The 13,329-nt window shown below is 71.6% G+C and carries 10 protein-coding genes; 1 reads left to right on the forward strand and 9 read right to left on the reverse strand.

Translation table 11 applies throughout. From position 1 onward, the window contains the following. Nucleotides 1-91: 91 nt before the first annotated feature. The 6 genes from ACZ6ZR_RS32175 to ACZ6ZR_RS32200 form a co-directional block, all read right to left on the reverse strand. Nucleotides 92-601: a hypothetical protein gene (locus tag ACZ6ZR_RS32175; RefSeq protein WP_465648412.1), complete on the reverse strand. Its 510-nt coding sequence runs from the start codon at nucleotides 599-601 to the stop codon at nucleotides 92-94. A 121-nt stretch (nucleotides 602-722) separates the two neighbouring features. Then, nucleotides 723-1,772: a LacI family DNA-binding transcriptional regulator gene (locus ACZ6ZR_RS32180; RefSeq protein ID WP_465648413.1), complete on the reverse strand. Its 1,050-nt coding sequence runs from the start codon at nucleotides 1,770-1,772 to the stop codon at nucleotides 723-725. Between the two features lies 1 nt (nucleotide 1,773). Then, nucleotides 1,774-3,489, reverse strand: a complete 1,716-nt coding sequence (locus ACZ6ZR_RS32185) for a glycoside hydrolase family 13 protein (protein ID WP_465648415.1) — start codon at nucleotides 3,487-3,489, stop codon at nucleotides 1,774-1,776. 108 nt (nucleotides 3,490-3,597) lie between these two features. Continuing rightward, nucleotides 3,598-4,482, reverse strand: coding sequence for a sugar ABC transporter permease (locus ACZ6ZR_RS32190; RefSeq protein ID WP_465648417.1), 885 nt, complete (start codon nucleotides 4,480-4,482; stop codon nucleotides 3,598-3,600). Then, nucleotides 4,479-5,474, reverse strand: coding sequence for a carbohydrate ABC transporter permease (locus ACZ6ZR_RS32195; protein ID WP_465648419.1), 996 nt, complete (start codon nucleotides 5,472-5,474; stop codon nucleotides 4,479-4,481). The genes ACZ6ZR_RS32190 and ACZ6ZR_RS32195 overlap by 4 nt, the downstream gene beginning before the upstream one ends. An 87-nt stretch (nucleotides 5,475-5,561) precedes the next feature. Continuing rightward, nucleotides 5,562-6,845, reverse strand: coding sequence for an extracellular solute-binding protein (locus ACZ6ZR_RS32200; protein WP_465648423.1), 1,284 nt, complete (start codon nucleotides 6,843-6,845; stop codon nucleotides 5,562-5,564). A 311-nt stretch (nucleotides 6,846-7,156) separates the two neighbouring features. Between ACZ6ZR_RS32200 and ACZ6ZR_RS32205 the strand changes: the two genes are divergently transcribed. Further along, nucleotides 7,157-8,308 carry a globin domain-containing protein gene (locus tag ACZ6ZR_RS32205; protein WP_465648425.1) on the forward strand — a complete coding sequence of 384 codons (1,152 nt, stop codon included), beginning with the start codon at nucleotides 7,157-7,159 and terminating at the stop codon, nucleotides 8,306-8,308. Between the two features lie 19 nt (nucleotides 8,309-8,327). Here the strand turns inward: ACZ6ZR_RS32205 and ACZ6ZR_RS32210 are convergent, their stop codons facing one another. The 3 genes from ACZ6ZR_RS32210 to ACZ6ZR_RS32220 form a co-directional block, all read right to left on the reverse strand. Next, on the reverse strand, nucleotides 8,328-8,933 hold the full coding sequence (locus ACZ6ZR_RS32210; RefSeq protein ID WP_465648427.1) for a helix-turn-helix transcriptional regulator: 606 nt from the start codon (nucleotides 8,931-8,933) through the stop codon (nucleotides 8,328-8,330). 69 nt (nucleotides 8,934-9,002) lie between these two features. Further along, nucleotides 9,003-10,040 carry an aldose epimerase family protein gene (locus ACZ6ZR_RS32215; RefSeq protein WP_465648429.1) on the reverse strand — a complete coding sequence of 346 codons (1,038 nt, stop codon included), beginning with the start codon at nucleotides 10,038-10,040 and terminating at the stop codon, nucleotides 9,003-9,005. A 229-nt stretch (nucleotides 10,041-10,269) separates the two neighbouring features. After that, nucleotides 10,270-13,203, reverse strand: coding sequence for an ATP-binding protein (locus tag ACZ6ZR_RS32220; protein WP_465648431.1), 2,934 nt, complete (start codon nucleotides 13,201-13,203; stop codon nucleotides 10,270-10,272). Between the last annotated feature and the right edge of the window lie 126 nt (nucleotides 13,204-13,329).

Consider the following 13,329-nt stretch of genomic DNA (forward strand, 5'->3'; position numbering starts at 1 on the left):
GAGATTCGACAAACTCGCCGTCCGCTACGAAGCGACCGTGCTGGTCGCAGCCATCAACGAGTGGCTGTGACCAGCACTTTCGAAACAGGCCCTAGGAGCGGGCGTGCTCGCGCAGGAACACCCCGGCGTGGGCCGCGGCCTCCTCCACGCCCGGGCCACCGGCGCCCTGGCCGACCACCCCGTCGGCGCCCGTCCCCCGCCAACCCCAGGTGCCGTCCTGGCCCTGGGTCAACTCGGCCGTCCCACCGAAGAGTTCGAGTCCGCGTGGGCCCGCGACGGACGGCCGGGGGACGGCCTCCGGCCACTTCTTCCGGGCGCCCTGGCGGGTGATGCCCCAGGCCGCGCCGAGCTGCTCGTAGTTCGCGCCGTAGGAGCCGGCCGTCGCCGCCGCGGCTGCGGTGAGCCGCCTCACCTCCAGGTCCACCGCCTTCCACGCGGTGAGCACGGAGAGCGCCACCTCCGCCGGGTCGGCGTCCCACATCCGCTCGGGCGGCAGCCCGGTCTGCCGGGAACGGACCGCCGCGGCAAGCGGGTTGAGCGCCTCGTACAGCGCCCGGGCCAGTTCCACCTGTTCGTCCGGCGTGATCTCAGGCATCGTCATGCGACAACCATAGTTCACAGACCCCGGATCGGAAACCAAAGTTACCGACAGGGCTCCGGGCATGGCAGAGGCCCGGGGCGCTCGGACGAGCGCACCCGGGCCTCCGGTTGCCGCGTGACTCCTACCGGCCGTGCTGGCGCGGGCCGGTGGAGCCGCGCATCACCAGCTCGGGCTGGAACATGAACTCGCCCCGCTGGCTGCCGCTGCCGTTGACCTCTTCCAGCAGGGCGTCGACCGCGGCGGTGGCCATCGACTCGACCGGCTGGCGGATGGTGGTGAGCGGCGGCTCGGTGAAGGCGATCAGCGGCGAGTCGTCGAAGCCGACCACCGAGACGTCCTTCGGCACACCCATCCCGCGCTGGCGGACGGCGCGGATCGCGCCCAGTGCCATCAGGTCGCTGCCGCAGACGATCGCGGTGCAGCCCTTGTCCAGCAGGGCGTTGGCCGCGGCGTGCCCGCCCTCGACGCTGAACAGCGTGTGGTGGACGTACTCGGCGGCCTCGGCCGGGGCGAGGCCGAGGTACTCGCCGACCGCGGCGGTGAAGCCCTCGATCTTGCGCAGCACCGGGACGTAGCGGCGCTGACCGACCGCCAGACCGATCTTCTCGTGGCCGAGTTCGACCAGGTGCTGGACGGCCATCCACATCGCGGCCCGGTCGTCCGGCGAGATGAACGGCGCGGCGATCTTCTCGCTGTAGCCGTTGATCAGCACGAACGGGACCTGGCGGCCGGTCAGCTTGGCGTACCGGTCGTGGTCGGCGGTGGAGTCCGCGTGCAGGCCGGAGACGAAGACGATGCCCGCCACGCCCCGGTCGACCAGCATCTCCACCAGCTCGTCCTCGGTGGAGCCGCCGGGGGTCTGGGTGCAGAGCACCGGCGTGAAGCCGTGCCGGCTGAGCACCTGCTCGATCACCTGGGCCAGCGCCGGGAAGATGGGGTTGCTCAGCTCCGGGGTGATCAGGCCGATCAGTCCGGCGCTGCGCTGGCGCAGCCGGGTGGGCCGCTCGTAGCCGAGCACGTCGAGTGCGGCCAGCACCGTCTGACGGGTCGTCGCGGAGACACCCGCCTTGCCGTTGAGGACGCGGCTGACGGTGGCCTCGCTGACCCCCGCCTGCGCCGCGATGTCCGAGAGTCGCGCCGTAGTCACGATCCCAGAGCCTATTGCAACCATGTCAGACCGCCCACCAGATGGTGCTGTCCGCCGGGAGGACCGTCTCGCCCTCCACCGCGACGGCCTCGGTGGAGGAGAGCAGGATACGGCCCGGGGCGGCGATCCGGACCGGCTCGGAGCCGGTGTTCACGGTGCAGAGGAAGGAGCCGCGGCGGAAGGAGAGCAGGTGCTCGCCGGTCTCCAGCCACTCCACCGCCTCGCCCGCGCCCAGGTCCGGGTGGGACCGACGGATCGTCAGGGCGGAGCGGTAGAGCTCCAGGGTGGAGGTCGGGTCGCCGCTCTGGACCTCGACGCTGAGCCCGGCCCAACTGTCGGGCTGCGGAAGCCAGCTGGGGCCGCCGGCGGTCGGGCCGAAGCCGTAGGGGGCCTCGGTGCCGGACCACGGGATCGGCACCCGGCAGCCGTCACGGAAGCCGTCCTGGCCCTCGGCGCGGAAGAAGGAGGGGTCCTGGCGGACCTCGTCGGGCAGGTCGGTGACGTCGGGCAGGCCGAGCTCCTCGCCCTGGTAGACGTAGGCCGAGCCGGGCAGGGCGAGCATCAGCAGGGTGGCGGCGCGGGCCCGGCGCAGGCCCAGCTCGCGGTCGCCGGGGGTGCGGATCTGGGTGCCCAGGCCCGGCTCGTTGGCGAAGCGGGTGGCGTGCCGGGTGACGTCGTGGTTGGAGAGCACCCAGGTGGTGGGGGCGTTCACCGGGCGCATCGAGTCCAGCGAGAGGTCGATCACCTCGCGCAGCTCGGCGGCGTCCCAGGAGGTGCCCAGGTACTGGAAGTTGAAGGCCTGGTGCAGCTCGTCCGGGCGGACGTAGTTGGCGGTGCGCTGGACGGTCGGGGTCCAGGCCTCGGCGACGCCGATCCGCTGCCCCGGGTACTCGTCCAGGATCTTGCGCCAGGCGCGGTAGATGGCGTGCACGCCGTCCTGGTCGAAGAACGGCATCACGTCGTTGCCGAGCAGCTTCAGCTGGTCGTGGGCACCGAGGTCGGGCAGGCCGGGGGCCTTCACCATGCCGTGCGCGACGTCGATCCGGAAGCCGTCCACGCCCATGTCCAGCCAGAACCGCAGGATGGAGCGGAACTCGTCGGCGACCGCCGGGTTCTCCCAGTTGAAGTCCGGCTGCTCGGGGGCGAACAGGTGCAGGTACCAGTCGCCGGGGGTGCCGTCGGGGTCGGTCGTGCGGGTCCAGGCCGGGCCGCCGAAGATGGACTCCCAGTCGTTGGGCGGCAGTTCGCCGTCCTCGCCCTTGCCCGGCTTGAAGTGGTAGCGGTCGCGCAGCGGGGAGGCGGGGCCCTCGCGCAGCGCGCGCTGGAACCACTCGTGCTGGTCCGAGGAGTGGTTGGGGACCAGGTCCACGATGATCCGCAGGCCCAGCTCGTGGGCGTCCCGGATCAGGCCGTCGGCGTCCAGCAGGGTGCCGAACATCGGGTCCACCGCGCGGTAGTCGGCCACGTCGTAGCCGGCGTCGGCCTGCGGGGATGCGTAGAAGGGGGAGAGCCAGACCGCGTCCACCCCGAGGTCCCGCAGGTACGGGAGCCGGCTGCGCACGCCCGGCAGGTCACCCATGCCGTCGCCGTTGGAGTCGGCGAAGCTGCGGGGGTACACCTGGTAGATGACCGCGTCCCGCCACCAGTCTCTGCCGGCCGCACCGTTCGCGGCGGAGGAGTCGGCGGCTGCGGCGACGGTCTCGGCGGCGGGCCGGGAGGTGTCGGCCAGGTTCTGGGTCATGGACAGTCATCCCTTGGGGACTCGGTGGCGGCCCGGCCGCCCGGTCGGGGTCGGCCGGTTCGCGGCAACAGGCAGGTGCGGGGGCAGTTTTGACGGTACGTCAGGCCGTCAGGACTTCGCGGCGCCGGCGGTCAGACCGGTCACGAGGTGACGCTGTACCAGGTAGAAGACCAGAGCTGCGGGGAGGGCGATCAGCACCGAGGTGGCGGCCATCAGGTTCCACTGGCTCTCGTACTGGCTGATGAAGGTCTGCAGGCCCACGGCCAGCGTGTACTTGCCGGAGCTGAGCATGAAGGTGGAGGCGAAGGCCACCTCGGCCCAGGCGGTGAGGAAGGAGTAGAAGGCGGCGACCGCCAGGCCCGGCCGGGCCAGCGGGATGACCAGGCGCCAGAAGGTGCCGAAGGGGCTCAGCCCGTCCACCCGCCCGGCCTCGTCGATCTCGACCGGGATGGTGTCGAAGTAGCCCTTCAGCAGCCAGGCGCAGTAGGGGACGGTGGTGGCGGAGTAGACCATGATCAGGCCAAGGTAGCCGTCCAGCAGCTTCAGCTCGGAGAGGATGGTGTACATCGGCACAATGAGGACCGCAATAGGGAACATCTGGGTCACCAGCAGGGTCCACATCAGCTGGCGGTGTCCGGCGAAGCGCATCCGGGAGACCGCGTAGCCGGTGGTGGCGGCGACCAGCACGCCGAAGACGGTGGTACCGCCGGCCACGATCACCGAGTTGAGGAACCAGGTGCCGAAGTCGGTGTCGAACAGCACCTTGGTGTAGTTCGAGAAGGTCACCTTGGAGAGGATCTGCCCGGGGTGCAGGTAGTCCATCTTGTCGGGGCCGAGCGAGATGAAGCCGATGTAGAGCACCGGGAACAGCGCGATCAGGCTGGCCAGCACCAGGGCGGCGTGCGAGAGCACCCGCACCAGCGGGGAGGACTCGCCGCGGCGGCGGGCCTTCTTCGGGGTCGCGGTCGGAGTCGCGGTCGGGGTCGCGGTCATCGGGACGACTCCTCGTTCCGGGCCAGCCAGCGGCGGTAGAAGCTGGTGAAGACGATCAGGATGGAGAGCAGCAGCACGCCGTAGGTGGCCGACTGGGCGTAGTCGCGCGGCTGTTGGCCGAAGCCGAGCCGGTAGGCCCAGGTGACCAGGATCTGCGCGTCCGGCGCTCCGTTGCCGAACAGCAGGAAGATGACGGTGAACTGGTTGAAGGTCCAGATCACGCCGAGCAGCACCACCGTGGAGGAGACGCTGCGCAGGCCCGGCAGGGTGATGTGGCGGAACCGCTGCCAGGGCGTGGCGCCGTCCATCTCGGCGGCCTCGTACAGCTCGCCGGGGATCGACTGCAGGCCGCCGAGCAGCGAGACCATCATGAACGGCACGCCGACCCAGGTGTTGACGCCGATGGCGGCCGCCTTCTGCGCCAACGGGTCGGAGAGCCACGAGGGTTCGGGCAGTCCGACGCTGCCGAGCAGGCCGTTGATCACTCCCCCGTCGGCCAGCATCAGGCGCCAGGAGAAGACGGTCACGAAGGTGGGCACCGCCCACGGCAGGATCAGCATCAGCCGGTAGAGGCTGCGGCCGCGCAGGTGCTGGTTCATCAGCATGGCCAACGCCAGACCGGTCGCGTAGGTGACGGTGACGCAGATGACCGTCCAGGCGATGGTCCAGACGAAGTGCGACCAGAAGCGGTCGTAGGAGCCGGGGCCCCAGAGCACGTCGGCGTAGTTGTGCAGCCCGATGAACTCGTAGGTCGCCGGGATGTGCTTGACGCCGATGGTGCGGGCGGAGTTGAGGCTGTTGGCGTCGGTGAGGGTCAGGTAGAGGCCCTGCACCAACGGGTAGCCGACCAGCACCCCGAGGACGATGACGACCGGCGCGACCATCGCGTACGCGTACCAGTACTTGCTGTACGAGAGCTTGACGCGGGCCACCAGGCCGGGACGGGCTCGCCGTCCGTCCTCGGTGGGCGCGTCCTGCACGGCGACTGCCATGAGTTGACACCTTCTCAGGAGAGCTGGGGCTTGGGGGAGCAACCGTCCGGGTCACCTCCGTCAGGTGGGTGACCCGGACGGTGGGTCTTACTTGGCGAAGCCGGGGAGCAGCTTGGCGTAGTCCACGGCGGTGGCGTCCAGGCCGGCCTTGGTCTCGGACTGGCCCTGGACGACCTTGCCCAGGTTGGTGCCGAGGGAGGCGAACAGCGAGGAGTACTCCGGCAGTTCGGGGCGCGGCTGGGCGGCGGTCAGGATCGCCTGGAAGCCGGCGATGCCCGGGTCGGCCTTGACGTCGGCGGTGTAGGCGTCGGCGCGGGTCGGCAGGGTGGAGTTCTTCTGCGCGAGGAAGGACTGGCTCTCGGCGGAGGTCAGGAAGCCGGCCAGCTTGGCGGCGGCCTCCTTGTGGGCCTTGTCCGAACCGGCGTAGACCGAGACGTTGTGGCCGCCGGTCGGGGCGCCGGCCTTGCCGGCCGAGCCGGCCGGGACGGCCGCGATGCCGAGGTTCTTCTTGTCGGCGAAGGCGGAGCCCTTGTAGATGTTGGTGACCTCCCACGGGCCCTGGATGATCGCCGCGACCTTGCCGCTGTTGAAGGCGTCCATCATGTGCGCGTAGGAGTCGGTGGTGACGTCGGCCTTCACGGTGCCCGGCGCGGTGAACATCGACTTGTAGGTCTCGACCGCCTTGGCCGCCTCGGGCGAGTTCACGGTGATCTTCTTGCCCTTGGCGTCCACCGTGTCGGTGCCCTCGCCCAGCAGGTAGGGCATCGCGTAGTAGCCGTCGGCCGCGCGCTGGAAGAAGCCGTCGGCGCCGGTCTTCTCCTTGACCTGGGCGGCGGCGGTCTTCAGCTCGTCCCAGGTGGCGGGCGCCTTGGTGATGCCGGCCTTGGCGAACAGGTCCTTGTTGTAGAGCAGGCCCAGGGTGTCGGTGACCAGCGGGGCGCCGTAGACCTTGCCCTCGAAGGTGGCCTGCTGGATCAGGCTGGGCTGGAAGGCGGCCTTGTCGGTGAGGGCCGGGGTGCCGTCCAGCGGCTCCAGGTAACCGGCCTTGGCGAAGGCGGAGGTCCAGCCGACCTCGGCGCGGAAGGCGTCCGGGGCGCCGGTGGCGCCCATCGCGGTCTGCAGCTTGTTCTGTGCCTGCTCGAACGGGACGTTCTCGAACTTGACCTTGATGTTCGGGTTGGCGGCCTCGAACTTCTTGACCAGGGCCTCGTAGTTCGGCGCCTCGTTGGTGGCGTTGGAGGTGTCCCAGTAGGTGATGGTGACCGGGCCGGAAGCGGCCTTGTCGTCCGAACCGGAGCCGCTGCTGCCACAGGCCGCCATGGTGACCGCGAGGGCCGCAACGAGGGCAGAGGCCGCGATGCCACGCCGCATGAGAACTCCTTGGGGAAAGGTGGGGGTGCCCGAAGTGGAGGGGGACGGCGCATAATGGCTGTCCCGTTGCCGACTGCGCCGTTGCTCGTGGCCGTCGGGCTGGGAGGAACGTAACAGCGATGCGAGCGGCGTCGAAAGGTCTTGCAGCAAGTTTCTGCAAGAACCGGGGATCGTTACGTCCGCGTGTCCTCTGCGTTGCCGGACGGTGGCGGGTGTCGGGTCGGCGGGAGATGGGGACCTTTGGCCCACGTTTTAAATGATGAACACCATTTATATTGAGCACGCAGCTGTCACCCCATCCAGGAGGACCCGTGCTCTCCCCGCAGTCGACCGAGACCGTCCGCGCCACCCTGCCCGCCGTCGGCGGGGCCATCGGTGAGATCACCCCGCTGTTCTACTCCAAGCTCTTCGCCGCCCACCCCGAACTGCTCCGCGACCTCTTCAACCGCGGCAACCAGGCCAGCGGCGAGCAGCAGCAGGCGCTGGCCGGCTCCATCGCCGCCTACGCCACCCTGCTGGTCGAGCACCCCGAGGTGCGGCCCGGCGCGATGCTGGCCCGGATCGCCCACAAGCACGCCTCGCTCGGCGTCACCGAGGCCCAGTACCAGGTGGTGCACACCCACCTGTTCGCCGCCATCGTCGAGGTGCTCGGCGAGGCCGTCACCCCCGAGGTGGCCGCCGCCTGGGACGAGGTCTACTGGCTGATGGCCGGTGAACTCGTCGCCCTGGAAGCCAAGTTGTACCAGGAGGCCGGGCTGGAGCCGGGCGACGTCTGGCAGTCCATGACCGTCACCGGGCGGCAGGCCGAGACCGCGGAGGCGGTCTCCTTCACCCTGCGCCGCACCGACGGCGCCCCGGTCGGCCCCTTCCTGCCCGGCCAGTACGTCAGCGTCGGCGTCCGCCTCCCGGACGGCGCGCGGCAGATCCGGCAGTACAGCCTCTCCGCCGCCCCCGGGCGGGACGAGTGGCGGATCACCGTGAAGCGCGACGGCGAGGTCTCCGCCTGGCTTCACGAGCAGTTGGCCGAGGGCGGCGAGCTCTCCGTCTCGCACCCCTTCGGCGACCTGGTGCTCCGGGACGGGGACGCCCCGCTGCTGCTCGCCTCCGCCGGGATCGGCTGCACCCCGATGGTCGGCATGCTCGACCACCTGGTCCGCACCGGCTCCAAGCGCCGCGTGGTCGCCGTCCACGGTGACCGCTCCCCCGCCGCGCACGCCCACGCCGCGGAGCTCACCGCCCTCACCGCCGCCCTGCCCGCGGCCGAGCTGCACCGCTGGTACGAGGAGACCGACGGCCTGGTCGACCTCTCCACCGTCCCACTGCCCACCGGCGTCCAGGCCTACCTCTGCGGACCGCTCCCGTTCATGCGGGCGGCCCGCGGGCAGCTGCTGGAGCGCGGCGTCCCGGCGGACGCCGTCCACTACGAGGTGTTCGGCCCCGATCTCTGGCTGGCCGCGCGCTAGCGCCGTGCCCGGCACTGGTTCAGTCCGCCGCCCCGGGCAGCTCGATGGTGCAGAGGCCCGGGGCGGTGAACGGCCGCAGGGTGATGCCGGGCGCGAGGGCGTCGAGCAGGCCCTGGTGGACGGCGCAGATCACCTCGGGGTGGCGGGTGGCGTTGGGGGCGAACGGGCAGCCGTGGAGCAGGACCTGACGGTCGTCCAGTTCGGGCTCGAAGCCCCAGCGTTCGGCGGCGGCCATCACCCGGTCGGCCAACGGGGCGTCCGGCGGCGGATCTGCCGCGCCCCACTCCCGGCCCGCCTGGGCCGGGGTGAGGCGGCCGTAGCCGAGGGCCAGGATGTCGACCAACTCGCGGTAGGCGTCCAGCTGTTCGCGTTCCGGGGCGGCGGCGTAGCGCAGCTTGGGGCGGCCCCGGCCGGCCGCCGGTTCGGTGTGCACGACGACCAGCCCGGCCCGTACCAGGGCGGTCAGGTGCTGCCGGACGGTGGTCAGGTGCAGCCCGACCGCCTCGGCCAGCTGCCGCGCCTCCCGCGGCTCGCCGGCCGCCGTCAGCTCCGCCAGCAGCGCGCGGCGGGCCGGCGCGGCCAGCGCCCGGTGCACCTCGCCGCTGCTCTCCGTACCGCCGTCCATCCGGTCAATATACGGCGAAACGGATGTACCGCCCCTACAGTCGGCCGTCGGCCGGCCGCCGATCGGCCGTCAGGAAGTGCCGAGGCGGAAGACCGTGACGGAGCGGAACTCCTCGCCCGGGCGCAGCACGGTGCTCGGGTACGACGGCTGGTGCGGGGAGTCCGGGTGGTGCTGGGTCTCCAGCGCGACGCCGGAGTAGCGCCCGTACGGCACCCCGCTCGGGCCGGACACCGCTCCGTGGAACCCGTTGGCCGTGTAGACCTGGATGCCCGGCTCGGTGGTCAGCACCTCCAGGGTGCGGCCGCTGCCCGGGTCCTCCAGGAACGCGGCCCGGACCGGCGCGGTGCCGCCGTCGTAGCCGCGGAGCACCCAGTCGTGGTCGTAGCCGCCCACCTCGCCGATCGCCTTGCCGATCGGGCGGGACGTGGTGAAGTCGAACGGCGTGCCGGCCACCGGCTCGAACGGGCCGAGCGGGATCTGGCGCTCGTCCACCGGGGTGTAGTGGTCGGCCTCCAGGGTGAGCAGGTGGCCGAGGACGTCGCCGGAGCCTTCACCCGCGAGGTTGAAGTAGGCGTGGTTGGTCAGGTTGACCACGGTGGGGCGGGTGGTGACGGCGTGATAGGCGATGGTGAGGTCCTGGCCGTCGAGGACGTAGTCCACGGTGACGTCCAGCGCGCCGGGGAAGCCCTGGTCACCGTCCCGGCTGTGCAGCGTCAGGCGGACGCCGGCGCCCGGTAGTTCGGTGGCCTGCCAGAGGCGGTTGGCGAAGCCGTCGGGGCCGCCGTGCAGGGTCACTCCGTTGCCGGTCGGGGCGAGGGGGTGGTCCACCCCGTCGACGGTGATCCGGCTGTCGGCGATCCGGTTGGCGTACCGGCCTACGGTCGCGCCGTAGTGGCGGGCCGGACCGAGCACGGCGGCCAGGTCGTCGGAGGCCAGGAGCAGTTGGGCGGTGCGGCCGGTGCGGTCGGGGGCGGTCAGGCCGTGCAGCGTCGCCCCGAGCGAGAGGACAGTGGCCTCGACCGTGGCGCTGCGGAGGGTCCATCGCTCGATGGCGGCACCGGCGCCGGACCTGTCGAACGACGCGCGGCGCACCTCGGTCTGCGGCATGTGGACGGGACTCCTTCGCGATGTTCGAACCTGTGCGACTCTGTTTGTTTGCACCTAGGCTACCTGGGGGGCGCGAGGAACTGCGTGCAGGGGAACGGCAGCACGTGCAACTGGCTGATGGAGCCTCAGTTGCAGGTGAGCCGCCTTCCGATTCGCGCCCCGCGGCGGAGCCGCACATCAGCAGAGCCTCGCGCCCCTGGGGTTGCTGCCCTGCCGAAAGCCAGTGCGTTCAGTCCTTGGGGCGTTCCAGGCCGAGGGCTTCCGCCAGGCCCTCCGGGCCGGTGCCGATCTTGCGGTGGACGGCCGCCAGGCGGCGGTGGACCATGCTCAGGGCCACGTTGAGCTGCTCGGCGATCCGCTGGGGAGGTACTCCTTTGGCGGCGAGCTCGGCGACGCTGCGTTCGTTCTGGCTGAGCGAGTCCTTGCTGAGGGTCCGCAGGCGGTTGGGCCGCAGGCCGGCCCGGGCCAGCTCGCGGCGGGCCTGGGCGACCAGCCCGTCCGCGCCGCAGTTCTGGGCCAGTTCGATGCCCTGGTAGCAGTACTCGGCGGCGTCGTGCAGCCGCCCGGTACGGATCAGGGCGCCGCCGAGCTCGACCAGCGAGCAGGCGAGTTCGTAGCTGACCGGGGACTGGGTGAGCAGGTTGACCGACTCCTCCAGCCGGTCGACCGCGAACTGGCCGTCCCAGACCGAGGCCTGCATCCGCAGGGCCGCGCCCCGCGCCGAGGCGGTGCCGAACTTCTCCGCCCGGGCCACCGCCTCCGCGGCCAGTTCCCTTGCCTCGTCGGGGCGTTCGGGGGCGATGGCCTTGGCGAGGTGGCCGGTCCACGGGGCCCAGACGGTGTTGTGCCAGCCGCGCCGGTCCAGCTGTTCGCCGACCATGCGGAAGACCTGGGCGGCGCCGTGACGGTCGCCCTTGGCGAGCAGCAGCTTGCCGTAGAGGGTCGGTGCGTCGGGCAGCACCATGGCGGTGGGGTGGTACGGCGGCGCGAAGTGGTACTTGCGGGCCAGCTCCCAGGCCTCGTCGATCCGGCCACGGGCCAGCAGGGTGTCGACCAGCACGCCGACGGTGTCCCACTGGAGCGGGATGTCCGGGGCGATCCGCTCGGAGAGCCGCAGGCCGCGGCGGAGGAAGTCCTCGGCCTCGGCGAGGAGTCCGCGACGGAACCGGACCAGGCCCATCAGGAAGTAGGAGAAGCCCCGGTGGCCGCCGCTCCACCCGGCGACCTCGTACTCGGTGATGGCGTCGGCGAACAGCCGCTCGGCGGTGGCGAGCTGGTCGGTGTAGGTGTACGTCAGGCCGAGGATGGCGGGGAACTCGAAGCCCCAGGTGTTGTTCCGCCAGCCGAGGCCGTCGGGCAGGTCGTAGCCGTCCATCGCCTGGACGACCAGGTCGAGCGCGCGCCCGGCGGGCTCCCCACGGAGCGTCAGGTCCCAGGCCCGCATGGTGTGGACGGCGCGGTCGGAGTCGCCCCGGCCGCTGACCGTGCGGCCCAGCTCGGCGAGCCGGCGGGAGCGGGCCGGGCCGTCGTCCTCGTCGCGCTGCCAGGCGATCCACATGAAGTGCAGCGCCTCCAGCCGCATCCGGCCGGGGCCGTGCGCGGTGTGCTCGGCCTCGGCGCGGCAGACCTCGGCGGCCTCGACCAGCTGTCCGGCGTGGGCCAGCACCTCGGAGAGCCGGAAGGTGGCGTCCACCCGCAGCGCTGGGCTGAGGCCCGGGTCCAGCGCGAGGGCCTGGCGGAGCTGGTGGACGGTGGTCAGAGGGCCCGTCAGCAGGGCGGCGCAGCCCGCCTCGTAGAGCACCTGGGCGCGGACGTCCTCCTCCGGCGGCTCGTACAGCGCACGCTGCAGACAGCGCAGCGCGGCCTCGGGCGCGCCGATCGCCAGGTGCTCGGTGGCGGCCTGGCGGAGCTTGGACACCATGGCGTCGTCGCCCTCGGGGTGGGTCTCCAGCAGGTGGCGGGAGGCGTCCAGCAGCGAGCCGCCGGAGTGCTCGATGGCGGTGGCGGCCATGCCGTGCATCCCGGTGCGGGTGCTGGGCGGCATGGTCTGGTAGATCGAGGTGCCGATCACCGGGTGGACGAAGTCGAGCCTGCCGGTGGGGCCGGTGGTCAGCACGTGCTGGCGGCGCAGCTGACGGACCGACTCCTCGGCCTCGGCCGGGCTCTGGGCGCAGATGGTGGCGGCCAGGTCCTGCTTGATGTCGGTGCCGAGCAGGGCGCAGGCCCAGGCGAACCGCAGGACGCCGGTGCCGAGCTTGTCCAGCCAGTACTGGAGCGTCATGCCCTTGGCCGCGGCGGCCAGGTCGCGCAGCTGCTTGACGTTCTCCTCGAAGGGGTCGAGCTGCTGGTCACGGACCTCGCGCAGCAGGACGGCGACGTCGTACGGGTTCCCCTTGGTGACGGCCCAGACCTCGTGGCAGAACAGGTCCTCGGTCTCCGGGCCGAGTTCGGACCGGACCAGCTGGCCGACCGAGGTCGGGTTGAGCGGGCGCAGGGCGTGCCGGCGGGTGGCCTGGCTCTCGATCTGCTGCTGGAGCTCGCGGCTCTCCTCGAACTCGTTGCGGTAGGCGAAGACCAGCAGCACGGGCAGCAGCCGGGCCCGGGCGGCGAAGGAGGCCAGCCAGGTGAGCGACTCCTGGTCGGCCCAGTGCAGGTCGTCCACCATCATCACCAGCGGGGCGCGCCGGGGCGCCAGTTGGGTGAGGACGTAGTCGAGTCCGTCGCGGACGCCCTGCGGGTCCATCTGCTCGACCTCGCCGGAGGGCGGCAGCAGGCCGATGGCGGGGCCGACGATGGAGTACCAGCCGCCGAAGACCTCGGAGCGCTCGGACTCGGAGAGCCCGCCGAGCACCGGGAGCAGCAGCTGCTTGAGGACGTGGAACGGCTCCTTGGTCTGCCGTTCGCCGCCCCGGCCGGAGAGCACGGTGCAGGTCTTGCGCAGCTTGGCCAGCCTGCGGATCTGGTCCATCACCGCGGTCTTGCCGACGCCGGCCGGGGAGGCGTAGACGAGCAGCTCGCCGATCTCGGTGCCACCGGCGTCGAAGTCCTCGCAGAGGCGGTCCAACGCCTGCTCGGCGGTGTGGAGTTCCTCCTCGCGCTCGTGCAGGCGCGTGTGACCGCCGTGCCAGTGCCCGTCCCTCGGCCCACCCTGCTGCTCGACCACTGCCCCGCCTCCGCTTCGCACCCGTCCCTCGGTCCTGGTGGTGAGCGTAATACCGTGGCCGCCCCCGTGGCGCGCGTTCGCGCAGGCCGGAGCCCACCTTCAGGATTCAGCCCGGGTACCGAGGGC

It is taken from the genome of Kitasatospora sp. NPDC088742 (assembly GCF_055584905.1).